Annotated in this window: 23 protein-coding genes and 2 pseudogenes; 10 read left to right on the top strand and 15 right to left on the bottom strand. The window is 40.0% G+C overall.

Annotated elements, in window-relative coordinates; all coding sequences use genetic code 11:
- The first annotated feature begins 117 nt into the window (after nt 1–117).
- From WG932_RS10940 to WG932_RS10920, 5 genes are all read left to right on the top strand, one after another.
- Nucleotides 118–3,174, top strand: coding sequence for a PVC-type heme-binding CxxCH protein (locus tag WG932_RS10940; RefSeq protein ID WP_483087947.1), 3,057 nt, complete (start codon nt 118–120; stop codon nt 3,172–3,174).
- Between the two features lie 38 nt (nt 3,175–3,212).
- Nucleotides 3,213–3,476: a glycosyl hydrolase family 28-related protein gene (locus WG932_RS10935; protein WP_483087946.1), complete on the top strand. Its 264-nt coding sequence runs from the start codon at nt 3,213–3,215 to the stop codon at nt 3,474–3,476.
- Nucleotides 3,431–4,621, top strand: a complete 1,191-nt coding sequence (locus WG932_RS10930) for a right-handed parallel beta-helix repeat-containing protein (RefSeq protein WP_483087945.1) — start codon at nt 3,431–3,433, stop codon at nt 4,619–4,621. Before WG932_RS10935 ends, WG932_RS10930 begins: the two co-directional genes overlap by 46 nt.
- Before the next feature lie 31 nt (nt 4,622–4,652).
- On the top strand, nt 4,653–5,936 hold the full coding sequence (locus tag WG932_RS10925; protein ID WP_483087944.1) for a dienelactone hydrolase family protein: 1,284 nt from the start codon (nt 4,653–4,655) through the stop codon (nt 5,934–5,936).
- Nucleotides 5,937–5,998: 62 nt separating this feature from the next.
- On the top strand, nt 5,999–7,021 hold the full coding sequence (locus WG932_RS10920) for an alpha/beta hydrolase family protein (protein ID WP_483087943.1): 1,023 nt from the start codon (nt 5,999–6,001) through the stop codon (nt 7,019–7,021).
- Nucleotides 7,022–7,360: 339 nt separating this feature from the next.
- Here WG932_RS10920 and WG932_RS10915 read toward each other — a convergent pair whose 3' ends face one another.
- The 14 genes and pseudogenes from WG932_RS10915 to WG932_RS10850 form a co-directional block, all read right to left on the bottom strand.
- Nucleotides 7,361–7,879, bottom strand: coding sequence for a DinB family protein (locus WG932_RS10915; RefSeq protein ID WP_149393537.1), 519 nt, complete (start codon nt 7,877–7,879; stop codon nt 7,361–7,363).
- 239 nt (nt 7,880–8,118) lie between these two features.
- Complete coding sequence (locus tag WG932_RS10910; RefSeq protein ID WP_483087942.1) at nt 8,119–9,168, bottom strand: aminotransferase class III-fold pyridoxal phosphate-dependent enzyme; 1,050 nt, start codon at nt 9,166–9,168, stop codon at nt 8,119–8,121.
- 11 nt (nt 9,169–9,179) lie between these two features.
- Nucleotides 9,180–10,226 (bottom strand): amidohydrolase family protein, encoded by a 1,047-nt coding sequence (locus tag WG932_RS10905; RefSeq protein ID WP_483087941.1) that lies wholly within the window; start codon nt 10,224–10,226, stop codon nt 9,180–9,182.
- Nucleotides 10,227–10,303: 77 nt separating this feature from the next.
- Entirely contained in the window at nt 10,304–10,435 is a 132-nt protein-coding gene (locus tag WG932_RS10900) for a hypothetical protein (RefSeq protein WP_483087940.1), read from the bottom strand.
- Nucleotides 10,436–10,558: 123 nt separating this feature from the next.
- Nucleotides 10,559–13,057 carry a sodium:solute symporter gene (locus tag WG932_RS10895; protein ID WP_483087939.1) on the bottom strand — a complete coding sequence of 833 codons (2,499 nt, stop codon included), beginning with the start codon at nt 13,055–13,057 and terminating at the stop codon, nt 10,559–10,561.
- A gap of 5 nt (nt 13,058–13,062) precedes the next feature.
- Entirely contained in the window at nt 13,063–13,794 is a 732-nt protein-coding gene (locus tag WG932_RS10890; RefSeq protein WP_483087938.1) for a phytanoyl-CoA dioxygenase family protein, read from the bottom strand.
- Between the two features lie 24 nt (nt 13,795–13,818).
- Nucleotides 13,819–13,956 carry a hypothetical protein gene (locus WG932_RS10885; RefSeq protein WP_483087937.1) on the bottom strand — a complete coding sequence of 46 codons (138 nt, stop codon included), beginning with the start codon at nt 13,954–13,956 and terminating at the stop codon, nt 13,819–13,821.
- A gap of 32 nt (nt 13,957–13,988) precedes the next feature.
- Complete coding sequence (locus WG932_RS10880) at nt 13,989–14,510, bottom strand: 3-hydroxyacyl-CoA dehydrogenase NAD-binding domain-containing protein (RefSeq protein ID WP_483087936.1); 522 nt, start codon at nt 14,508–14,510, stop codon at nt 13,989–13,991.
- 10 nt (nt 14,511–14,520) lie between these two features.
- A complete protein-coding gene (locus WG932_RS10875; RefSeq protein ID WP_483087935.1) occupies nt 14,521–14,733 on the bottom strand; it encodes a hypothetical protein in 213 nt (70 codons plus the stop codon).
- On the bottom strand, nt 14,723–15,157 hold the full coding sequence (locus WG932_RS10870) for a hypothetical protein (protein WP_483087934.1): 435 nt from the start codon (nt 15,155–15,157) through the stop codon (nt 14,723–14,725). The genes WG932_RS10875 and WG932_RS10870 overlap by 11 nt, the downstream gene beginning before the upstream one ends.
- Nucleotides 15,130–15,897: an aspartate aminotransferase family protein gene (locus WG932_RS10865; protein ID WP_483088622.1), complete on the bottom strand. Its 768-nt coding sequence runs from the start codon at nt 15,895–15,897 to the stop codon at nt 15,130–15,132. Before WG932_RS10865 ends, WG932_RS10870 begins: the two co-directional genes overlap by 28 nt.
- On the bottom strand, nt 15,855–16,034 hold the full coding sequence (locus WG932_RS10860; protein WP_483087933.1) for a hypothetical protein: 180 nt from the start codon (nt 16,032–16,034) through the stop codon (nt 15,855–15,857). The genes WG932_RS10865 and WG932_RS10860 overlap by 43 nt, the downstream gene beginning before the upstream one ends.
- Nucleotides 16,035–16,046: 12 nt before the next feature.
- A pseudogene (locus WG932_RS10855) lies at nt 16,047–16,918 on the bottom strand (3-hydroxyacyl-CoA dehydrogenase family protein).
- 574 nt (nt 16,919–17,492) lie between these two features.
- On the bottom strand, nt 17,493–17,681 hold the full coding sequence (locus tag WG932_RS10850; RefSeq protein WP_149393541.1) for a CsbD family protein: 189 nt from the start codon (nt 17,679–17,681) through the stop codon (nt 17,493–17,495).
- Between the two features lie 241 nt (nt 17,682–17,922).
- Here WG932_RS10850 and WG932_RS10845 point away from each other — a divergent pair, with 241 nt between their 5' ends.
- Nucleotides 17,923–18,867: a tetratricopeptide repeat protein gene (locus WG932_RS10845; protein ID WP_483087932.1), complete on the top strand. Its 945-nt coding sequence runs from the start codon at nt 17,923–17,925 to the stop codon at nt 18,865–18,867.
- A gap of 406 nt (nt 18,868–19,273) precedes the next feature.
- On the opposite strand, the gene WG932_RS10840 is transcribed toward WG932_RS10845, so the two are convergent.
- The gene (locus tag WG932_RS10840) at nt 19,274–20,290 is read right to left on the bottom strand and encodes an acyl-CoA reductase (RefSeq protein ID WP_149393543.1); all 1,017 of its coding nucleotides are present in this window, start codon (nt 20,288–20,290) and stop codon (nt 19,274–19,276) included.
- Nucleotides 20,291–20,505: 215 nt separating this feature from the next.
- Between WG932_RS10840 and WG932_RS10835 the strand changes: the two genes are divergently transcribed.
- The 4 genes and pseudogenes from WG932_RS10835 to ychF all read left to right on the top strand — a co-directional run bounded on the left by WG932_RS10835 (nt 20,506) and on the right by ychF (nt 23,712).
- Complete coding sequence (locus WG932_RS10835; RefSeq protein ID WP_014018211.1) at nt 20,506–20,853, top strand: 4Fe-4S binding protein; 348 nt, start codon at nt 20,506–20,508, stop codon at nt 20,851–20,853.
- A 178-nt stretch (nt 20,854–21,031) separates the two neighbouring features.
- Nucleotides 21,032–21,385 (top strand): DUF3276 family protein, encoded by a 354-nt coding sequence (locus WG932_RS10830; protein WP_014018210.1) that lies wholly within the window; start codon nt 21,032–21,034, stop codon nt 21,383–21,385.
- 133 nt (nt 21,386–21,518) lie between these two features.
- Nucleotides 21,519–22,609, top strand: a pseudogene (locus tag WG932_RS10825) (AI-2E family transporter).
- 5 nt (nt 22,610–22,614) lie between these two features.
- Nucleotides 22,615–23,712, top strand: coding sequence for a redox-regulated ATPase YchF (ychF, locus tag WG932_RS10820; RefSeq protein ID WP_014018208.1), 1,098 nt, complete (start codon nt 22,615–22,617; stop codon nt 23,710–23,712).
- Nucleotides 23,713–23,764: the final 52 nt, after the last annotated feature.

Raw genomic sequence — 23,764 nt, 5'->3', positions numbered from 1 at the left:
CCGTGAATGCAATTGGTATTAGAAAAGCAATAGCAAATCTCTGGTTCAATACAATTATAAAATATAACAATAGCACATGCAGGTCCATTGACTCATGTGGTACAATTTTAATCTACTATGCATCTAAAACATTTAAGGGGATCCATTTGGTTTTTGCTGCCCCTGCTTATTTTCGCCTGTAAGAAAGAGTCTGAAGTCGGAATCAAGGACCTTGCGGCCAATGAAGACGTGGCCAATTTTATGGAAAATTACAAGGGAAGAGGTGTGTTGACCGATAGCCTTGCAACCCCTACGGCTCCTGAAGATGTGCTAAAGGATTTCACTATTCCGGAAGATTTGTCTTTGGAACTGGTGCTTTCAGAACCTGAAATTGTGCAGCCCATACAGGTTAGTTTTGATCATAAGGGTAGAATGTGGGTGGTGCAATACCAGCAATACCCTTACCCCAAAGGTTTGAAAATTACGGCCATTGACAACCATACCCGTGTAAAGTTTGACAAAAAATTGGATCCCCCACCGGCAGGAGCAAAAGGAGCAGATAGGATTACCTTTTTTGAAGATACAGATGGGGATGGCAAATACGATAAAAGCACAGATGCCATCTCGGGTTTGAATATTACCACAGGAGTAGCTCTGGGAAGAAAGAAAATATGGGTGCTTAGTCCTCCTTTTTTATTGGCCTATGCGGATGAGAATGAAGATGGATTACCCGAAGGCGATCCTGAAGTACATTTGGAAGGTTTTGGTTTGGAAGACACCCATGCAGTAGCTAATAGCTTGAGATGGGGGCCTGATGGTTGGCTTTATGGCGCTCAAGGAAGTACGACTACCGCTAATATCAACTCAAAAGTTTCTAAAAACGTAGCTTTCCTTGGCCAAGCAATCTGGCGTTACCATCCGGAGACCTATGTTTTTGAGCTTTTCTCCGAAGGAGGAGGAAACAATGCCTTTAATGTGGAATTTGATCGGAAAGGCAGGATATTTTCAGGAACCAATGGCTATGACAGAGGTCCATATTACAAACAAGGCGCCTACTATATCAAAAGCTGGGGCAAACATGGACCTTTAACCAACCCTTATGCTTTTGGCTACCTGCCCAATATGCCTTTGGAAGGAGAGAAGAAAAGATTTACCCATTCATTGATCAAATATGAGGGAGCGGCTTTGCCGGCCCATTACAATGATCTGATGTTTGCGATCAATCCCTTGCATAATTTTATTCAACTGACTGCATTTACTGAAAAGGGTTCCTCTTTTGGGAATGTTGACAAGGAAATCGTTTTGTCCACCACGGACAAATGGTTTAGGCCTGTGGATATCAAATTGGGGCCTGATGGAGGTATTTACATTGCTGACTGGTACGATAGCAGGTTGTCCCATGTGGATCCAAGAGATACCTGGCACAAAACAAGTGGAAGAATCTACAGACTAGGGCCTAAAAATGAGGACAAGCCCATGCAATCCTTTGATATAAGCAGCTATTCTAACGAAAAGTTGGTGCAATTGCTTTCCCATGAAAACAAATGGTTCTGTCAGGAAGCCTTGAGACAGTTTGGCGACCGGAAAGATCCAAGTAGTCTTCCGCTATTGGTCAAATTGCTACAGACAGGAAATGAACAAGAAGTATTGGAAGCCCTTTGGGCCATAAACCTTACAGCGGGCATAAACGATGAAATCGGCAAAATGGGATTGAATCACAAGGACCCTTTTGTAAGGATGTGGACGGTAAGGCTGCTTGGCGACAAGCAATCCCTTAGCCCGGCCATGTTCCAGGAACTTCAAAAACTTGCTGAAAAGGAGACGCATCCAGAGGTGAGGTCCCAACTGATGGCCTCGGCCAAAAGACTGCCTTCAACCCAAACTTTTTCACTTATAGAAAACTTGCTGAACAACCATGAGGATAGCGAGGACCCTGATATTCCATTGTTGACCTGGTGGGCATTGGAAGAAAAAGCAACCTCGGATAGAGAAGGTGTTTTGGCCATGATGGCGGATGATAAAATATGGCAACATCCAATTATGGAAAAGGTACTGCTAGGTCGGTTAATGCAGCGGTACATTATGGAAGGTGGTGAGGAAAACTTTACCATGGCTACCCAATTATTGGAAGAAGCACCTTCACCTAAACATGTTAAGATACTGATTGAAGGACTTCAGGAAGGTTTGTTGGGAAGAGAGATGGTAACCCTTCCAGATAATTTGCTGAAAATATTAGAGAAAAACAACAAGGAATTGGGCGATTCTCCGCTTACCTTAGCCCTAAGGCGCAGGGAAGAAAAAGCCTTGGCAGAAGCATTGAAGATCATCAATGATCCTAATGCGGAAATCGGATTAAGGTTGTCCTATATTCAGGTCTTGGGAGAAATCAATCAGGATGAAGTGGTTCCTGACCTATTAAACCTGATTAAAAATGGCCAATCTTCTGCCGTTATAAAGCAAACCGCGCTACATGCATTGCAATCCTACAACCAAAAGGAAATTGGAGAACAACTGTCAAAGGCATACCCGGGATTCAGGGACAATGTCTATGTGAGGGAAGCTGCCATTTCTTTGTTTGCCAGTAGAAAGGAATGGGCGATGGACTTTTTCAATGAAATCGAACAGCCCAAAACCATAAGCCCAGATGACGTAGAGTATCACCTTGCCAGGCGATTCAGGTTGCTCCAAGATGAGGAAATCAACGAAAGAGCTGACAGAATATGGCCGAGCAGTAAGTTGTTGACTTCGGAAGAAAAGACCAAAAGAATCAATGCCTACGGAAAGTTAATTGGTAAAGGTGAGCAGAATGTAAAGAAGGGGCGAACACTCTTTTTAAGTAATTGTGGTTCCTGTCACCAATTGAATGGAGAGGGTGGGGTATCCGGTCCGGAGCTTACCGGCTATGATCGATCCAACCCAGATTACCTGCTTTTGCATATTGTTGATCCAAATGCAGACATCAGAGAAGGGTATGAAGTGCAACGAATTGTGACAACGGATGGACGTATTCTAGAAGGAAGGCTAAAATCACAGAGTGGAGGAACGGTTACCATTGAACCACCGCTAGGGGTAAATCTACCGTTTTGTCTCAGGAAAGAATTGCGGCCATGGAAGTACAGCAAACGACCTATATGCCAGAGCGGATATTGGAACCCCTTTCTGATGAGGAAGTTAGTGACCTTTTTGCCTATTTGATGCAGGTTAAATAATTGTAAACCCAATACTATTTTAATATGATAAATTCCGGTAAAAGGAGAAAGTTTTTGACGGTTGCTGCTACAACATTGGCCTCATTTGCCGGGGCACATCAGTTGTTTGGTAAGTCTACAGTTGACCTTTCTTCTAACTTAAAGGGTGAGGAAACTAACGTAAAGCATTTTGGTGCCAAAGGAGATGGCAAAACAGATGACACAGCAGCGATCCAAAAGCAGTTGCTACAACAGGGAATCGTTTGTTTTTCCCCAAAGGACATTATAAGATTTCTAAAACCATTTTAATTGATCTGGCAAAAATGGGGTACGCCAGCATTAGGGGAAATGGTGATGCACAGGTGATTATGGCTGGAGCCGGTCCGGCATTTAAAATTGCAGGGACTCATTTTGGTTCAGCTGATCCGGAGAGATTTGATAAGAAGGTTTGGTCTTCAGAGCGAATGCCTGTTGTGGAAGGTTTGTCTATAGAAGGACAGCATCAAGCGGCTGTAGGCATTGAAGCCATAGGCACCATGCAGTTGACCATCACAAGGGTACAAGTAAGGCAAACCCTTCATGCCATTCACCTGAGGGAAAACAATAGGAATTTAATCATTGCTGATTGTCACCTTTACGAAAACCATGGCATTGGCGTCTTTTATGATGGAGTCAATTTGCACCAATCCAATATTACGGGAAGTCATATCAGTTATAACAAGGAAGGTGGAATTGTCACCAAAGGGGGCAATATCAGGAATATACACATCACAGGTTGTGACATAGAAAGCAATATGGGTTCAGACAAAGCCCCAACTGCGAATGTGCTGATTGATTGCTCAGGTAGTGCAGTTGGAACCGCAGAAGTCGCCATTACGGGTTGTACCATTCAGCATAACCGCAATGCGCCCAATTCAGCAAATATTCGAATTATTGGAAAAGATCAATCGGGAATTGGCAGTGAAAAAGAGCGCTGGGGAAATGTAACCATCACCGGAAATGTGTTGAGTGATGTAATGGTAAATATTGACTTGCAATATTGCAGGGGAGTGGTAGTTACCGGCAATACCATTTGGCAAGGCTATGATTACGGCTTATTGATGGAGGGCTGTAGCAATGTAGTGTTTGGATCAAATTTATTTGATGCCAATGCCAATTATCCCTCCGGTACGCTTCCATCCAATAAGTTATTGGTCACCAATAGTGAGGATTGTACCTTCACTGGAGTGCAGGTTTATGGTTCCAAGGACAGCCCAAGTCTTGTTGTGCGTGATTCAAAGCGTATAAATATTGGGAATTGCAGCCTACTGAGTTGTGAAAAGGTGGGACTCTTGTTGGACAATGTTACAGATAGCAAGGTTTCGGGATGCATGATTACCGCCTTAAACCCAAATGATTATTCCTTTGAACCCATTCAATCCATTGGTGGACATGGAAATAAAATAACGGATTAGCCTCAGAGGTTTAAACAAAATAGAATAAAAAATGCATGTAATTTGCTTTACAAGGAGTAGGATTTGGCTTGTTATTTTATTGATGATGACAGGAGTCTTTGGGGAAAGTTTGGGCCAAACTGAACATGAATTCCCTTTTCAGGCGCGTTTGTTGGACGAGAAATTTGACTTGCCCAATACCATGATGAAGGGAGTAGGGGATTTTTTGGACCAGGCCCTTCAGAAAAGCAAGGCAGCAAGAAATGATTTTTGGCAAAGGGATTTTACAAGTCCTGCAGCTTTCAATCAATCAATTGCCTCCCAAAGACAGGAATTGCAACAGATTCTAGGGCTTATAGACAAGAGATCGGCTCCTTTTATGAGCTACCAGGAAAGTGGAGCGCTCGAACCCTATACTTTCGAGAATGAAAAATACACCATCTCTGCAGTAAAATGGCGGGTATTTGACGGAGTGTTTGGCGATTTTTATGCTGAAGGTTTGTTGATCAGCCCCATAGGGGAGACCAAAGCCAGGGTAGTCTATGTTCCAGATGCAGCCACATCGCCAGAGGTTGTCGCGGGTATGACAGGGGAAGGTGAACCAGGTTTTGGCAGGGCTGCACATATGGCAAGAAATGGGGTTGAAGTATTGGTTCCTGTTTTACTTAACCGAAAAGACACTTTTTCAGGAAGTTCTATACAAGGGAAATTCACCAACCAAACCCATAGAGAGTACATTTACAGACAAGGCTTTATTCTAGGCAGGCATGTGATAGGCTATGAATTGCAAAAAGTATTGGCAGCAGTAGATTGGTTCAAGGCAAAAAATGAACAGACGGGAAAACCACTGAAAATCGGTGTTGCTGGCCATGGAGAAGGAGGGATGCTGTCCCTTTATGCAGCGGCCTTGGATTCTAGGGTTTCCGCCTCATTGGTAAGTGGTTATTTTGACCAAAGAGAAAATATATGGAATGAACCTATATATAGAAATGTCTTTGGTTTGCTGAAGAAATTTGGGGATGCCGAGCTGGCGGTCATGAGTTGGCCGCAAAAGTTAAACATTGAAGATTCTTTGTATCCGGAAGCTTCAGGCCCACCGGCACCATCAGCCGGAAGGACTGGTGCTGCTCCTGGAGTCTTATCAATTCCGGAACTTTCTTCGGTGAAGGCAGAGTGGCAAAGGGCAGAAGCAATGCTTCCCAAAGGCAAAAGTAACCTTCGGTTTTTTGAGGGAAATAATTCAGCAAATAGAAGGCAATCCGATAAAGCATTAATAGCATTCCTGGAAGACATGGGGGTAGAAGCTGAATTAAATGAAAAAATATTTCTTTATTAAGCCGTGGCTTACCAAGTCATTGGCCAAATGCAGCAGACAGGCAAGAAAGGGCTGTACGAGCTATGGAAGGCCATATGCAACAACTTATTCCCGCTTCTGAGACTATCCGGAACACTACTTTTTGGCAGACGCTTGATAGCAATTCGGGAGATTTGAAAGCCATAAAATCAGCCCATAGGGCAAGGTTATGGGAAGAATTAGGGAAGTTGCCCGATCCGAATGTGCCAAACAATACAGAAGCGAGATTTTATGCGGAAACAGAAGGTTGGACAGCCTATGAAGTGAAACTGGATGTTTGGAAAGGTGTTTTTAGCTGGGGGATTTTATTGGTACCTAAAGGAGTAGACCTAACAAAACCTTTGCCGGCTGTGGTTACCCAGCATGGCTTAGAAGGTTTACCCAAAGATGTCTTGACCAAAGATAAGACTGAAAGGGCTTATAAAGCTTATAAAGGATTTGCTTCAGACTTGGCAGATAGGGGCTATGTGGTATTTGCACCACACAATTTGTATTGGGGTCAAGATAATTTTAGGGTATTACAAAGAAAAGCCAACCCATTGGGTTTGTCCCTTTACTCTATCATTACAGGTCAGCACCAACGTATTGTAGACTGGTTAGGTCAGCAGGATTTTGTGGATTCGGAGAGAATTGGGTTTTATGGCCTGTCCTATGGAGGAAAAACAGCCATGCGGGTTCCAGCCCTGGTGGAAGGTTATGCATTGTCTATTTGTTCAGGTGATTTCAATGAATGGGTGCGAAAAGTAGCAAGCACAGATTATGAGGCATTCAACAGTTATCCCTTTACCGGAGAGTATGAAATTCCAGAGTGGGACCTGGCCAACACATTCAATTATGCTGAAATGGCAGCCTTAATCGCTCCGAGACCATTTATGGTGGAAAGAGGCCATAAGGATGCTGTCGGTACAGACAAATGGGTGGCTTATGAATATGCCAAAGTCAGAAGGCATTACGCGAATATTCAACAGGAAGGTGCCACCACCATCGCGTATTTTAATGATGGACATACCATTAACGGGAAGGAAAGCTTTGCCTTTTTGGACAAGTTTTTAAAGAATGCTAAATGAGTTTGAATCTCAAGGATTAAAATATCACGGGAAAAAATCCCCTTGGTCCCTCCGCCACGGCGGAGGGATTTTTGTGCTTTCAGGATTGACGATTACGTTAATAAGTTTACATTAGGTCAGCCCATTTTAAGGTAACCAATTCAGCAATAAAATATCTTTTGCCGCAACTCCCCCTTGACAAGGGGGAAGGGGGAGTTATACGGTTATGTCATTGTATGTCAGTATGTTGTTTATTTTCGAGATCATCCGTATTAACGGTTTCTGAGCAGATTCGAAGGAGTAGGTTTTACGCATGCGTTACCCTAAGGCTTCGGCTCCGCTCAGCCACCGGTAGAGAAATTAAATTCCCCTATAACCCGGAGGATCAATTCCTTGCGCCCTGATATAAGCAATGGCCGCTCCCCTATGGTGAGTAGTATGGTCATCTAGCAATCCTACCATTTGTCTACGGGTGATTTTTCCGGCGAAAGAATCTATTTTTTCGGATAATTGTGCCTCAGTGAGAGAAGCAATGGTCTTTTTACCATAGTCATAAGCATTATTGATAAATTCTTTCATCTCTGCTTTGGTTTGAGGCTTTGCAGAAGGATCGAAATCCATTTCACCACCTAGCAAAAATCCCTTTGAGATATTGGCTGCAGCAGCACCTATGTGTGTGATTTGCTCCCTGAAAGACATGGCAGATTCATGGAGTTTGTCGTCTAACTTGTCATCAGGCATTTTATCAATGGCTTCAAGGGTAAAAGCCTTGCTGTTTTCCCATTTGGCCAGAAACTCTTCCATGGTAGTTTGGGCATGGCTACTCGCCATTCCAATAAGAAGAAAAAGAGCGGTCAGTAGAATGTTTGTTTTTTTCATTGTTTTTGGGTTTGGATTAAAGCTAAAGTTCGGGAATTATTTTTGTATTTCTATGGGCTGTCATACTATCTCAAGCTAATACTTTAGATTGTTTACGTGAAAAATCCCCTTGGTCCCTCCGCCGCGGCGGAGGGATTTTGTACTTTCAGGATTGATGGGTTCGTTAATAACTTTCAATTGAGTCAGCCCATTTCAACTTCAGCCATTCAGCCATAAATTCTCATTTCCGCAAATCCCACCTACAACAACCGAGAAAAGCCACTATGGGCCTTTTCTTCTTTGGGCCATTTTTCAAAACTGTTCTCTTTTATGACCTGACTTAAGCTTCCAAAGGTTTCAGCCAAGGCCTGTTTGTAGGCAGCGATGATTTTTTCATTGTGCGCAAGCGTAGGGTAAAAGGAAGTGCCTGCAAGAAAGCCTTTGGAAAGCATCTGTTGAGTGAAGATGGTTCTTAATATTTCACTTTCAGGATGGTCAAAACTAAAGCTTGTCAAAGCAGGGAAGCCTTTGACTTGTAGGGGAAGGTTTTCACTAGCAGCGGTTGTTTGCAAGATACCCTGAACTTGTTGGCCAGAATGCTCAATTGCCTTTTGAATATCCCGCTTTTCCATTGCTGCAATAGTAGCCAATGCGGCTACTGAACCTAAACTCTCTGTCCAATAAGTGCTACTGATAAAGGATCGCTGAGCTCCTTCCATGGAAGCCTTGCTTCCTATAACTGCCCCAATGGGATACCCATTTCCTAAAGCTTTGGCAAAAACAGCCATGTCAGGTTCAATGCCATACTTCAAATGCATGCCCCCAAAATGCAAACGCCAACCCACTGTAATCTCGTCCATGATCAGCAAGATACCATGTTTCCTAGTGATTGACCTGATGGCTTCCAAAAAGCCGTCCGCAGGATTCTCATACCTGCAAGGTTCCATTATCACTGCTGCCAGGTCCGGTTGTTGGTCAATGATTTCCTGAAAGGCCTCCAGGTCATTGTATATGAAGGCGAAGCTGGTGTTTCTCAGGGCATCAGGAACACCTTCGGGACTTAATCCGGGTAATAAATGGCCTTTGAGGGCATCATTTTCTCCCAGGTTCGCGGCTAGGTACCAGTCCTGCCAGCCATGGTAACCACAAAGGGCGATTTTATCCTTGCCGGTAGTTGCTCTCGCGATTCTTACTGCCACTGCGCAGGCTTCACCACCGCCTCTGACAAACCTGGCTTGATCGGCCCAAGGATGAATCTCACAAAGTTTGTCTGCCAATGCTACCTCCTCAGGAGGGTTGAGCGAACACATATTCCCCAGGTTTACTTTTTAATTATGGCCTTATTTATTTCGGGGTGGGCATAACCCAGAATGCAAGAACCCACGGCATTGGTGGAGAAGTCATAAAAGTGTTTCCCATCCAAATCCCAAATCTCACATCCTGAAGCCTTCTTAAAATAGGGTGGCCAATGATTGGGAGCCATGTTCTCAGGTCTTTTGCTCAGTAGCTGGGTACCTCCGGGGATTCTGGTTTTTGCATGTTTGTAATAAGCTTGATTAGTTGTTGGCGAATGCTCATTTAAATTGAGTAAATGCATGGCATTTCCCCCCCAAAAAATCAAATTCAAATCCGATTTATCCAAACCAAAATTATTCGCAGTTTCCTGCAAGGCTGTTAGAGATTCTAATCCTACCAAGGTAGGCTTGCCCCATGCCTGGTCCCAATTGCAATTGTTTTCATCTAGCCAGATAAAACCATTGCCTATGCTTACACATTTTCCTCGAATTTGTGAGACCGGAAAGTCTGTCCCGAACATTAATTTTTCCGGACCGAAGTGTTTCAATATGGGTAATATTGCCTGCATTTCGCAGATCCCTGACATGTCAAACCATATATTAGGAATGCTGTTCAGGAATTTTGCTCCTTCTGCATGCAAGGCATGAAAACTCCTTCCACAATGCGCCAGAATCAGTTTTACATTGGGGTATTTCAAACAGAGCCTTCTAATGTCTTCAAAGTTTTTAGGATCAAGCAAGGCCTTGTCCTTCATGATGTGCAACATGATTACTGCTCCGTGTTCGTGTGCCCTAGCCCAGATAGGTTCTGGCAAAAAACCTGTTATGCCCGACTGAGAAGTTGGAGTTTCGGTACTATACACATGGTAGGGTTTGAATCCGACTACTTTGGCATGTGAAAGCCCCAGCTCCAATTCCTTTTGGGAGGTTTCCGGTTTCACCAGCATCAATCCTCTGGATAAGGTTGACTTTTCAAGTTCATCAAACAGGAATTGATTGGCAGCGGATAAATTAACCTTAGGCAAGGGAGCAGGGAAAAACAAGCCACCCAGGAGGGATGTTTTTGGAAGCAATTGTTGGGTGTAATTTTCCCACTGCTCATGACCAGCTATCTCCGGGCCACTGTTCCAAAAACTGTTTTCAGGAGCATTTAGGTCTTCTTTCTATACCAATGGGCATGAATATCATAGAATTTCTCTGGAACAAAGGAGGTTAGTTCTTCTATAGTGGCCAAATCTTCAGGGCGCAATTGCCAGGGTTTGTTCTCTTTTTCGAGCATCATAAAAGAGTTTTCATATTATGAATTTATGCCTACTTAGAAGCTTTCTATTGATTGTGGAGATAATTAAATGAAATTATTTGCAATTATCATCTAATATTGGGAAGTCACCAGAATTTACCAATCCTATTTACCTATTATTTTTTCACTCCTTTTCTGCATCGTTTCTTGATTTCCTAAAAACTTATGGTCAATATAACTGAACACTACACCTGCTACTATTCCGGAAAACAGTGAAGCTGGCGTAATAAAGAGCACTTCTATTCCCAAAAATTTAAAGAAAGCCACTGCAATGGCCATGGCAATACTTATCAATCCTCCAATCAATACCCCTCTTGCTGTAGCAAAGGGGATAAAAAATGCCATAAAAAACAACACAAAAAGTGGGGAAACGAAAAGGTTTACCACTTTGACAACAACATCATACAAATTGCCTTCCACTCGGCTAATCAGAAGGCTTAAGGCAAGGGTAAAGATGCCAACAAATAAAGAAAGAATTCTAATCCTCTTGAGTTGGTCAACCTTTTCAGGTTTTGATTTTCTAGAAAACCTTTTGAAAAGATCTTCTGAGATGACAGAGGAGGTTGCACTTAATCCGGAGGACAAGCTAGACATGGCTGCAGCAAGAATTCCGGCAGCCACTAAGCCTGAAATACCTATGGGTAGACCAACAAGTATGAACTTTGGAAATAAAATATCAGCATGGGTAGACACTGACTCTCCGGCAGCAAGGAATTGCGGATTGTCCAAGAAGTAGGCCAGCACAGCAAGGCCTACGAGTCCCAAAAGGAATTGAGCTACAAAGGAGGTGATCAATGAGACGGCAAAGGTTTTTCTGGCTGTTTGAATATTTTCCGTAGCAAGAAAACGCTGAATGGACATTTGGTCAGAACCCGATGAAGCCACATACCAAATAACTGTCATCAGTAAGGCGTTCCCTATGCTCAAACGTTCCCTGGCATCTATACCCCATTTGTATTCACCCCAATGATCCAGCCAATGTGTCGGTATCCATGAAGTAGCTGAACCAAAATAAACACTTATCAAAACAATGGTTAGCAAGGCTCCTCCCAGCAAAACGCAAGATTGTATCACATCTGTAAATACTACAGCCTTCAAACCACCCATGGTGGTATAAATAATGGTTACCCCTATTAAAATTATACTGATCCAAAGTATGTTTGAGGTAGTATCTTCAAAGCCAAAAATTGAGATGATTGCTGTATTTACTGTGATGAAAATAATGGTGCCCATCCAAAGAAACCGTAATGACAAAAACAGAAAAGTAGCCAGTAATCGAATGCTTACCCCCAAATTAATCTCCAAAATCTCATAGGCAGAGGTTACTTTTAATTTCATGAAACGTGGTATTAGAAACCACCCAACGATATAATAAATTAAAGGAAAAGCCAAAACACCTGAAAAGATCACAGGTCCGTATTTGATCATCTCTCCAGGGTAGGAGAGGTAGCTCAAGGAACTTAGTAAAGTAGCAAAAAGCGATAAACCTACAGCTATAGGATTCATCTTGCCGCCGCCTAATAAAAAATCCTTTTCATTTTTATTTTTCTTAGAAAAGATGTATCCAATTATCATCATTCCAAGCATATAGATCAGAACGATAGCCCAATCTATGGTGGACAATTGGTGGGTCGTTTGCTCCATGTGAAGCAAGGCAAAAGCTGCAGTTGCCATCACATCGGCATTTGAAGCTTTTGTTTCAGCATTAATCTCAGTACCTATGGGATTGTCGTTACGTAAGTACTCTAGCAAAATGGAATGATGTGACCAATCCCCCTTATGTGCGATGGTTAATGCCAGTGCCATTCTATCGCCTTTATTATCAGATTGCTGTAGGGCAAATATTAAATCTTCAATTTTTTTGTAGGACTCAGACTTTTGAAGTTCAGGTTCTGCCCAATAGTAAGCGGCAGTAAGCAGGTGAATTTTTGCAATGGAAGAACTGGGTTCATCGAGTGCCATTGTTGCAAGGGATTCCCATCTTTCTTCTGGAATATTTCCTTCCATTTTCAGGGCATAGGCAGCTTGTAGTCTAGGAATTTCATCTTCGATGCCTGACATCAAGGCTTCTAACATTGGGTTGTTAGATTTTTCTTTGCCTTGCATACTGGCCCAAAGGGTATATACCCAGAGACTTCCTTTTTCTCCTTTAAGGATTTTGTCCGTGGTAGCTTTGGCTAAAGTACTGACGGGGACTCCCAACTTGGCTAAGGTTTCTGCTGCATGTATTCTGTCGCTGGCTTCTGTATCGTTAAATACGGCTATGATTTTGTCAATGTATTGCTGTCTTTCAGCTTCTGTAGGAGCAGATTTAGCCAACACTCTCCAGATGCCAATTCTATAGGGAGCCTGATTTTCATGCAGAGCAAGTTGCTTTAGAAATGTATCGTATACACCCTCAGGTAGTCCTACTTGTAATTTATACTCGGCAGCATGAACTTTCACCCATTGTTCTTCCTCCTGCATCACCCTGTCCAGCACCTCATAAGAAAGATTTTTATCCTCTTCTGCGAGCATATTGTTTTTTTCTCCACAAGAAAAGAGGACCATCGAAGTGATTAAAAGGAAGCTTAAATAAGCAATTATTCTTAAGGAGTGACGCATTGATATTAATTGTTTAAGGCGGCTATGTAAGCTTTTTTGGCAACAAGGTCTTCTTTGGCGGATTCTCCAAAATAAATCAGTCCTAATGCTTTCCTACTTCTATTTATACTTGTGTTTGGTGCTGCTCTATGGATGGTAAGGGCATGATGAAGTAACAGGTCTCCAGGATTTGTTGGCATGAATACTTCATTTTCTAAATCTAATGGAGTTCCAAAGTCTTGAATTTCCTGAGAAAACCCCAAGGTTTGAGATTTGCTATGTGCTCTTATACCTTTTAAGTGAGAGCCTTTCACATAGCTAACCCAGCCGTTTTCTTCATTTACGTCTTCTAATGAGAGCCAAAAAGTAACCGCAGCCATAGGGTTTAACATAAAATAATATCCGTCTTGATGTGGAGGTGTTGCCTTTCCTATTTTTGCGGGTTTGTTGAAGAATTCTACTGTTTTTCCTTGCACCGGCTCACCAAGGATTTGTTCAGCCATTGCGGAAAATTTACTTTCAAAAAGCAGATGCTTAAAAAATGTATCATAGACATGAAGGTCTTGGATCATTTTCAACCCTTGTTTGTTTTCAGGATCTTCAAATTTGTAATGCCTGGTTGATATTTGTGATAAGCATGAAGCTACAATCTCATTAATTTTTAAATTAATAGCATCAATTTCGTTATTGCTTAGAAAGTTAGGTAAATACAGGAAACCCTCTTTATCAAATTTAGACTTGTTTATTTTTTCGGTCATAAGAATTGGGGTTATAAGTGTTATTTAGACCACTTCTTCAGGGTTTTTAAATGGATATTTGTCCATTAGCCCTTTAATTTTTTTATTAAAAATTAAGAAATCTTCTTCTTTATCTTGCATTTCATTTTCTGAGTAGGAATAAAAACCCTCACCCTTGTCCATGCCTAATTTACCGGCATTGATCTTATCATCTATTATTTTTGAGGGGTTTTGTCGTTTGAAAGTTCCGGGTTGAGATCTTTCATTACCAGGCCGTATATGAATGTTCCCATTAAATCCATATAGCGGAAGTTTCCCGCAAACGGCAAGTAATAGCCGGGATCATTCCGACAAGCCCTGTCGATATCTATTGGTTCAGCATAGCCTTTGTCTATTAAATGGAATGATTCTCTAGCCATGGCTGCCAGCAGCCTGCTTCTAATTCCTTTTCCTTTGCATAGCAGATAAGGGTCCTTGTCCCAGTAGGACTTGGCCATTTTCATTAATTTTTCTACAGGTTCAGGCTTCGTTTTTTCGTTGGTAATTATTTCTAGAAAAAGGGTTTGGTGCGCCGGATATACCCAATTGAGGCCTATTAGTCGTTCTGGAGCAGGAAAACCTTCTTGCAAATCGGTCAGTGCATAACTTTCAGAATTGATACCAACAAGTACCGTAGCGGAAGCTAAATCGGAAATTTTACCTAAGAGCTCTTTTTTAGTAATATATTTTCTGAGCAATGGATAATAATCAGGTCTGCATTAGGTAGGGAGGACCAGTTAGGATCCAAAAAATATTATTTTGTGCTTCCAGTGCTTGTGTCAAGTAGCATTTTGGCAATGCATCTCCCGGAAGAAAAACCTTATGTCCGGAATTGCCCAAACACAAGGCAATTCCGGAAAGGTTTTTTCCATCACCCAATAAACAGATGTTTATTTCTGACGGGGTCATATTATTTTTCATTCATTTTCATCAATACCTTTTCAACACTTTTTAAGGCAAAAAGAATATCTTCTTCGGTGTGTACAGCTGAAAGGTACCAAAGCCCTCTTCCAATGACACGAACGCCGTCGTCATGCAAACCGGAGATGAATTGACCCAATTTAGCCTTGTCTAATTTCAATACATCTCTAAACTCACTTAGGGCTTCTCCATCCGAAAAGCCTGTGTGAATGATAGGTCCAATTCCGGAAACGATCATATTATGTCCTGTTTTTTGGGCAATTTCTTTTAATCCGGCACGTAGCTGATCACCTAATTCGAACATTTTGGCATAAGGATCTTCTCTTTCAAGTACAGAAACAGTCGCCATGGCTGCGGCTACAGTTGGGTTGGCTGTATTCATAGTGCCTGCATGAATCACCCTTGCAGAAGATATTTCTTCCATCCATTCTTTTTTCCAACAATGGCACTGATTGGGTAGCCACTTCCAATTGCTTTTGCAAAAATGGACATGTCAGGGGTGATGCCAAAATAGGTCTGAGCTCCTTTTAGCCCTATCCTAAAACCTGTGATTACTTCATCAAAAATTAGAGCGATGTTATATTCATCACACAATTCCCTCAGACCCTGCAAAAATCCTTCTTTGGGTACAATGCAACCATTGTTACACATGATAGGCTCTGTAATAATTGCAGCGATTTCATGATGACTTTCAGCCAGTTTAGCCTTTACTAAATCCAGGTCATTCCATGGAAGCAAATGAAATTCATTGATAGCATCCGGTGGTAAACCTTGGCTCCAAGGGCTTGGGGTAGGTGCTTTTCTTGGCCCTAGAGCTTCGGGTGAAGGGGTGGAAATCCCAAAACAAACGTTGTCTAACCAGCCATGGTAATGCCCCTCAAACCTTAAAAATTTGCTTTTACCGGTTTTTGATCTTGCCACACGAAATGCAGTTTGAACTGCTTCGGAACCATCCAAACAGAATCGCATCATTTCTGCAGAAGGAATGAGCTCCTGAAGCTTCTCTGCCAATTCAAGCTCCATGATATGTTGCCCCGCAAACAATTGTCCCTTGGAGGAATAATCATGGACGGCTTTCAATACTTCTGGATGGGAATGGCCTAAGATCAATGGACCTTGACTTAGGGTGAAATCTCTGTACTCATTTCCGTCAACATCATATATACGGCTACCACTTCCGTGGCTGTAAAATAAAGCATGTGGGTGATTGTATTTTCTAAATTCTGAGGAAACTCCCCTGCCAATACATTTTTTGCTCTGGCGAGTAGATCTGCTGATTTCTGGTACTTTTCTGTAGTCATTATTCTATTGATTTAATTCCGGATATTGCGCTGCCAATTGGAAGATTTCGTGGTTAAAGCTTTTAAAGGCCTCTTCCCATTCAGCAGCTTCTTTTTTGTATAGTTGTAAAATCCTTTACCGTTATTTATTCCTTTACCTTTTTGTAATACAATTTTTTGCATGGTTGGAGGAACAGTTGAAGAATTGTTTAGTTCTTTAAATAAGTTGTCATAAATCTCTTTGAAATCAGGAAGACCGAGTTGATCCATTCTTTTAAAAAGGCCCATATATGTGATCCAAGAGCCAGCATCATACCTGAAGGCTTTGTCGATATCGTCCATAGAGGCTTCCCCACTTTCTAAAATAGCAAACATTTCACGGTATACTGCATAAAGCATTCGGTTGGTGACAAATCCTCGAATATCTTTTTTAAGGTAGGTGGGTTCTTTTCTCCAAGAGTAAGAAAGGGATAGTACCCATTCTGCAGTTTTTTCATCCGTCAAATCCCCTTTGGTAACTTCCAGAAAACGAGTCATATAAGCAGGTTCGGCCCAGTGAATTCCAATAAATTGAGAAGGATATTTTACGTTTTTTGTAATTCACTGATCGGAATGGCCGAAGTATTGGTAGCAATGACGGTTGTAGGTGAGGTATGCTGATTAATTTTCTTGTAAACCTCAGTTTTAATAGAAATGATTTCCGTAACACATTCCTGCACTAGGCTACAGTGTTTTAGATCTTTATAATTTTTTGAAAGGTGAAGCCTTTGGAGGTAATGGTTAAGCGGTTCTCTTAAGAGACCTGCTTCACCTGCATGTTCCAATTGGCTCTTGATACGGTCTATAGCACCATCCATGTCTTCAGGAAGCGGCGCAATGCCCGTTACCTTATGACCACTTACCAAGAGTGAGACCAATATGCTTGTGCCCATTAATCCTAACCCTACTACACCTATTTCTAAGGTTGAAAAATCGTGATTTTCTTTCAATGATATATACTCGGTTGTTTTAAAATTGCCTATTAAAGCCTATTTTGAAGGCTATATTTTTATAGACATGCGCTTGTTCAAATTTATTATTGATCTGATTAATTTGCTATTAATATTATGTAGAAAAGTGATACTATTTTTTATTCCATTAATTATTCATCATTCTTTTCTTCTAGATTCAAATCTTGGGAGCAATTCCGCCCCTATTATAATCGGTAAATTAAAATTCTCTCAACTTGGGTGGAAATGTAACCTGTTTTTAAACCAAAATTCTAACAAAACTTGAACTTGGCATTGTAAAGCCATGTGAAATTCGGGATTTTCCTTGAAATAAAAGTCAATTAGGGTAGGATCTTTTTGAAAAAAGTTGGGCTTGGGAAATGCGGGAGCCTGATCTTGTAGGTCATAGAGTAGGGGGTAAGGATCATTTTTTGGATAGACTAAAAAAAGCTCGGTAATGATTTACCGAGCTTAATGCATTCACAAACTGTTATTCTGAGAACAAAAACTTTTTAAGTTTTTCCTTACTTTCGCCTGTTTTTTGCTGCAACTTACCTAAAAGTTGGTCTTCTTGACCCTCAGCATAAACCAGATCATCATCGGTAAGCTCACCGTATTTTTCTTTAAGCTTACCTTTCATTTCATTCCATTCTCCTTTTAATTCTAATTTAGATGCCATAATATTTTTATTTTATTCGTTAAAGATTAATTCTTATTCTTTAGATCTAGCATATGCAATATCCATACCAAGATGTGATTAAGGATTTATGATTTGACTTCTTAAATATTTTTTACCTAGGTCTCAAATTCTTTGTTGCTACCTTTGTAATCCAAAAAGAGGAGAGGTGGTTGCTAAAATGTCCGCACCAATCCATTGTAAATTTTGTTTCAATTGTTGGTTAAAGTTAATTTAGTGTTAGATGATAAAGTATAAGATATTTTTGATTGGTTTGGTATTCCTTGTTGTTCTTTCATGCACTTCAAATGAAGACAAAAAGGGAAGGTTTTTATTGAAAGGGAACAATGAATTAAAGGAAGGCAATTATAAAGGGGCCATTACTTATTATAATGAAGCCATAGAAATAGATCCGGATTTTAAAGATGCATTTTATAATCGTGGAATGGCCAAGCATCAACAAGCAAAATATGTAGAGGCCATTGCTGATTATTCTCAAGCTATCAACATAGACAACAGCTATGTGCCGGCATTGCAACAAAGAGCCATGGCCCATCTTGATTTTGGAGAAAACTATAAGGCTTTAGAAGATACTGAAGCCTTGCTTCGAATAAACAAGAAAGATGAACAAGCCTATTTTATAAAAGGGTTGGTGCACGCGGCTATGAGGTCTTATGAAGAAGCATTGGGTGCTTTTAAACAAGCCATAGCAATTAATCCAAATAATGCTGAGTTGTACATCAATAGTGCCACAGTTTATTACTATATGGGTCATCTTGACGCTGCAACATTAGATCTTGAAAAAGCTCAAAAGTTGAATTCGGAAGAGAGCAAATTACACAACCTTTGGTCTCTGATTCACTTCGAAAAAGAGGCTTACGCCAAAGCACTTGAATCAGTCGAAAAAGCCATTGGCTTAGATAAAGACCAATCCTATTATTATAACAACAGGGGACTTTATAAATTGTATTTAGATCGACCGGAAGAAGCTTTGGAAGACATTAACCTAAGTCTTAAACAAAATAATAAAAATTATTACGCCATACGAAACAAAGGAATTTATTATTTCAAAAAAGGAGATATGGCCTTGGCGGGTAAATTTTTGAATGAAGCTTATAAAGCAGATCCTGAAATGCCACTATTATCGGAATATTTGACTCAAGTAAAAGACCGTGTCGATTCAGAATGATTCGCCATTGGAGGTGAAAAACTGAATACCCAATTCTCTTTCACCAAAACGTGAGTTGGGCTTTCCTTAAACGGTTTCAAAACCAATGCACTAGAAATACGTATGGGCAAGTCATATTAAAGGGGAAGGCTACAATTCTCATTGCAGCCTTCCGATTATTATGAACATAAGCTGGCAAGTAATGGCCAGAAAAAGTGTTTTTATTTGGGCTATTGATAATCAGAGAACATGCAAAGCTATCAATCAGTTCTATTTTATTTAAAGGTTTGAATTTAAATTATCTCAAAGGTTTGCTTTTCCTTTCACTATACGATAAACAAGAATTTTTTAATATAGTTTGAATTGATTTCAACACGTAATAAAGATCAAATGCCTATTTGGATTTAGTAATACCTAAGTTCTGTTCTTAGTTTAGTTCCAAAAGAAATTTTAAAGTGTCCACTTTGTCCGCATAGTCATTGACTTCTGGGGCTTGGGCAGACCCTAAGGCAATACTTTCATTAAACCAACCATCTTTAGAAACCAGGCATTGAATTTTACCTTCCAATCCGGCTAAACTTTCTTGAAGATCAGTAAGAGATTCATATATTTCATAATAAATAACAGAAATTGGCGATACCAAATCTTTTGATTCTACCAATAGCAGGTGCCCATTGTCATAGTGGGGAATACTATTGATGAGGTACTTGGACTTGTTGTATTCGTAATTGTTAAAGTATTTGTGGTGTTCCAACGCCTCATTTACTTTTTCCATGGCTTTCATGAAATCCTGAATCTGAGAAATATCACTAAAAAAAACTTTAGAGACATTTCTACAGCCCAAGCCATAATAAGTAAAGATGTCTTTGGCTAATAATTCTAAGTCAGCTTCAGACTCTTTTCCGTTAAGAATAGCGACGGAGGTTCTGTTTTTTCTAATAATATGAGGGTATTTCCCGAAATAGTAATCAAAATACCTAGCGGAATTATCACTACCGGTGGCGATATATGCATCCATTCCACTAAGCCTTTCTTCAAAAGAAATATTAGCTGCAAGTTCCGGAGATAGGTCTTTCAACTGTTCTACCAGCCAGGGAATAAGGATATTGTCTGATGATCCCAATTTTACCCTTGCCCTGTGGCCGGCCACTAAGGTGCAAAGTAAGTCATGAAATCCAACACCGGGAATATTGCCGGCCATAATGATCCCAATGTTTTTGGGAATACTATTATTATCAATAGAGTAGGGTTCAATCCAATTGGTCAGTTGCTGATAATCTAGGTACCGACAAATCCCTTCAAGAGCTATTGCGGATTGTTTTGGGGTAAACCAATTGTTGTAATTTTGCATTTTAGCATACAATTCTGCTTTTGACTCTCCGCTTAAATTTTGTAAATGGTTACCTAACGAAGCAAGAATAGTTACTCTTTGATTGACATCCATAATTTAATAGTGGGTACATGTTTAAAATTATACCGTAGCAATTGCTATATTTTTTTCAAATATACTTATTAAGAAAGGAAAGCGAATGAATAAATGAAATCAAATAGTTAGCATAACAAATAATGTCTATGAGATATTTTTTGAAAGGAGAATCATTTTGCTTGTGAGATTGTGAATTGGTTAGTAGTTTTGCGTTCAATCAAAAATGAAGCACAATGGCAATAATGATAACAGACGAATGCATCAATTGTGGTGCATGTGAACCTGAATGCCCTAATACCGCCATTTATGAAGGGGGAATAGAATGGACATGGAGTGGTGGTACTGAGTTAGATCAGGTAAAACTTGAGGATGGCACAGTAGTAGATGGTGATGAGAGTCAAGAGCCCGTCTCTGATGAGTTCTATTATATTGTAACTCAGAAATGTACAGAATGTACGGGTTTTCATGAGGAACCACAATGCGCGGCAGTTTGTCCGGTAGATTGTTGTGTTGATGATCCGGATAATCGCGAAACTGAAGAGGAGTTAATTGCTAAAAAGAAATTCCTTCACGGAGAATAATCTTTAATAAGAACGAAATCAAAATTTTGTAGTCAGAAAATTGTCTTTTCCAATAGGTATTTTGAAGAATATCCCATATTTTTAAGAAAAAAATTAGGAATAACTTGAATTTAATATTTGAATTGATTTAACTTGGCATTAAATTAATTTTTAAAAAAAATAATTAAATATTTGGATTGTGGAAGATAATAAAGATTACGAAAGAGATGAGATTTTCACCAAAAGGGTAAAGGCAGGTAAGAGAACCTATTTTTTTGATGTTAAAGCCACCCGGTCCAATGATTACTATTTGACCATTACTGAGAGCAAAAGGAAAATCAAGGATGATAATTTCTATTATGAAAAACACAAAATTTTCTTGTATAAGGAAGATTTTGGTAAGTTCGTAGATGCTTTACAGGAGGCTGTAGATCATGTTAAAAACGACCTGATGTCGGATTTTGATTTTTCTCAATTTGATTCTGAAGCTGAAACCTCCGAAACTAATAGTGAAAATCCCAATAAGTTTGGGGAAGATCTAAAATGGGATTAACATCTTTCTGTTCTAATTAGAACAGATCAGAACATTTAAACCTGCAAAATATACCAATCGAACCTTGGAAATGTTTTTCTTCAATTAGAGAAAAGCATGATACAGGGTTCGATTTTTTTGTTATTTTTGAACCATGCTAAAGGTAATATTAACAGCTATTGTTGCAACCCTTCTTGTCTTTGTATTAGGATGGTATTTTTCCAATATAAGCCTGTATTTTGTATTTTCACTGGTCATTGCTGCAGCCCTTCGTCCCTTAACGAATAAAATCAACAACCTTTTTATCATGGGGCAACATATTCCCCGGGCAATGGCAATTTTAATTTCTTTTTTAGCCATTATTTCTATTGTGTTTTTCTTTGTTTTGTTGTTTATTCCGTTGTTCCGGTCTCAGGTAGAGTTGTTAAAAGATTTGGATATCAATTATCTTTACGATCAGATCCAAAGGCCGATAGAAAACCTAGAAACAATTTTGATTCAATTGAATCTAATTGATAATGAGCCTGGATATTTGATACAACAAGTCAAGGATAGCTTGATTGATAGGATCAATGAGATGAACTTTCAGGGATTTATCAATGGGGTAATCTCTACCACAAGTAGTTTTTTTATAAGTATTTTAGCCATAGGATTTATCACCTTTTTCCTGCTTCTGGAGAATGGTCTATTGCGAAGAAATTTATTGAATTTCATACCCAATAAATACTTTGAATTGTCAGTAGCAACATTTCACAAGGTGGAAAGGCTATTGTCAAATTATTTGATTGGGTTATTAATTCAAATGTCGGTTATTTTCACCATTGCCTCAGTGGGTTTAACCATTGGTAATATTCAATATGCAATGACGATCGCAGTATTTGCTGCTGTGGCCAACTTAATTCCTTATGCAGGGCCCTTACTGGGAGCTACCTTTGGCGTTTTGGTAGGCTTGTCTACAGGCGACTTTAATACTGCCAATGAAGTATATTTGTTTTTATTTAAAGTACTGACTGTTTTTTCCGTGGTACAAATATGTGATAATGTAGTATTGCAGCCAATTATTTTTCGAAATCCGTAAAAGCTCACCCTCTTGAGATATTTGTTATTATCTTTGTGGGGGCAAAAATTGCCGGTGTATTGGGTATGATATTCGCCATACCGGTTTATACTATATTTAGGGTTTCTATAAAGGAATTTTACAAAGGGTATAGAGAATACAAAATATTTAGAATAGATAAGATTTAACATTAATGGGACTCAAATGTGGAATTGTTGGCTTACCTAATGTAGGTAAGTCAACTTTATTTAATGCCTTGTCAAGTGCAAAGGCAGAAGCAGCAAATTTTCCTTTTTGTACCATCGAGCCCAATGTAGGGGTGGTGACGGTGCCAGATAAGCGATTACAAATTTTGGAAGGTCTGGTAAATCCACAAAAAGTTGTTCCGACAGTGATCGAGTTTGTAGATATAGCTGGATTAGTAAAAGGAGCAAGTAAAGGAGAAGGTTTAGGCAATAAGTTTTTAGGCAATATCAGGGAGGTTGATGCCGTTATCCATGTCATCAGGTGCTTTGATGATCCCAATGTCGTACACGTTGCTGGAGGCGTTGATCCTATTTTTGATAAGGAGGTAATTGATACTGAATTACAATTAAAAGATATCGAATCAGTAGATAAAAAATTACTGAGGATAGAGAAGGTGGCAAAAAGTGGGGATGCCAAGGCTAAAAAAGCAATTGAAAGTTTACATAAATTTAAAGAAGCACTGAAAGAAGGGAAGAATGCTCGGGTGGTAGATGCTGATGAAGATGATTTGGAAGCCATTGCTGATATCCATTTATTGACTATCAAACCGGTATTGTACGTTGCTAATGTAGATGAAGATAGCATTAAGGAAGGAAATGCATATGTGGAAAAGCTAAAGGCGGAAGTAAGCCAAGAAAATGCAGAGGTAATCGTTTTATGTGCCGCCTTGGAGGAGCAGATTGCTGAATTCGAAGATCCTGAAGAAAAGGAAATGTTCTTGGGAGAATACGGTCTCGAGGAGAGCGGATTGAACAGATTGATTGCAGCAGGATATAAATTATTGAACCTTATCACTTATTTTACTGCCGGTGTTCAGGAGGTAAGGGCTTGGACAATTACCAAGGGGTGGAAGGCTCCCGCAGCAGCAGGTGTAATCCATACTGATTTTGAGAAAGGATTTATCAAGGCAGAAGTGATTAAGCTTAGAGATTTTGAAACCTACAAAACCGAGGCGGTTTGCCGTGAAAACGGGAAAATTGCAGTTGAAGGTAAAGAATATGTAGTTTGTGACGGAGATATCATGCATTTTAGGTTCAATGTGTAAATAAATTAAAATATTATTATTAAGTTTGTTGCAACTTATTTGCTCAACTGTC

The sequence above is a fragment of the Cyclobacterium sp. SOCE241 genome, assembly GCF_056867545.1.
Note: the sequence above shows the minus strand (reverse complement) of the source record. Positions and strands in the feature narration are given on the sequence as shown.

Coding starts and splice junctions, on each gene's coding strand:
- ychF (WP_014018208.1), top strand. CDS start 22,615: ATGGGACTCAAATGTGGAATTGTTGGCTTACCTAATGTAGGTAAGTCA.
- WG932_RS10870 (WP_483087934.1), bottom strand. CDS start 15,157: ATGGAAGAAATATCTTCTGCAAGGGTGATTCATGCAGGCACTATGAAT.
- WG932_RS10920 (WP_483087943.1), top strand. CDS start 5,999: ATGGAAGGCCATATGCAACAACTTATTCCCGCTTCTGAGACTATCCGG.
- WG932_RS10915 (WP_149393537.1), bottom strand. CDS start 7,879: ATGAAAAAAACAAACATTCTACTGACCGCTCTTTTTCTTCTTATTGGA.
- WG932_RS10890 (WP_483087938.1), bottom strand. CDS start 13,794: ATGACCGAAAAAATAAACAAGTCTAAATTTGATAAAGAGGGTTTCCTG.
- WG932_RS10900 (WP_483087940.1), bottom strand. CDS start 10,435: ATGATGCTCGAAAAAGAGAACAAACCCTGGCAATTGCGCCCTGAAGAT.
- WG932_RS10885 (WP_483087937.1), bottom strand. CDS start 13,956: ATGGACAAGGGTGAGGGTTTTTATTCCTACTCAGAAAATGAAATGCAA.
- WG932_RS10935 (WP_483087946.1), top strand. CDS start 3,213: ATGATAAATTCCGGTAAAAGGAGAAAGTTTTTGACGGTTGCTGCTACA.
- WG932_RS10860 (WP_483087933.1), bottom strand. CDS start 16,034: ATGACTACAGAAAAGTACCAGAAATCAGCAGATCTACTCGCCAGAGCA.
- WG932_RS10835 (WP_014018211.1), top strand. CDS start 20,506: ATGGCAATAATGATAACAGACGAATGCATCAATTGTGGTGCATGTGAA.
- WG932_RS10925 (WP_483087944.1), top strand. CDS start 4,653: ATGCATGTAATTTGCTTTACAAGGAGTAGGATTTGGCTTGTTATTTTA.
- WG932_RS10850 (WP_149393541.1), bottom strand. CDS start 17,681: ATGGCATCTAAATTAGAATTAAAAGGAGAATGGAATGAAATGAAAGGT.
- WG932_RS10845 (WP_483087932.1), top strand. CDS start 17,923: ATGATAAAGTATAAGATATTTTTGATTGGTTTGGTATTCCTTGTTGTT.
- WG932_RS10940 (WP_483087947.1), top strand. CDS start 118: ATGCATCTAAAACATTTAAGGGGATCCATTTGGTTTTTGCTGCCCCTG.
- WG932_RS10910 (WP_483087942.1), bottom strand. CDS start 9,168: ATGTGTTCGCTCAACCCTCCTGAGGAGGTAGCATTGGCAGACAAACTT.
- WG932_RS10875 (WP_483087935.1), bottom strand. CDS start 14,733: ATGAAAAATAATATGACCCCGTCAGAAATAAACATCTGTTTATTGGGT.
- WG932_RS10840 (WP_149393543.1), bottom strand. CDS start 20,290: ATGGATGTCAATCAAAGAGTAACTATTCTTGCTTCGTTAGGTAACCAT.
- WG932_RS10895 (WP_483087939.1), bottom strand. CDS start 13,057: ATGCGTCACTCCTTAAGAATAATTGCTTATTTAAGCTTCCTTTTAATC.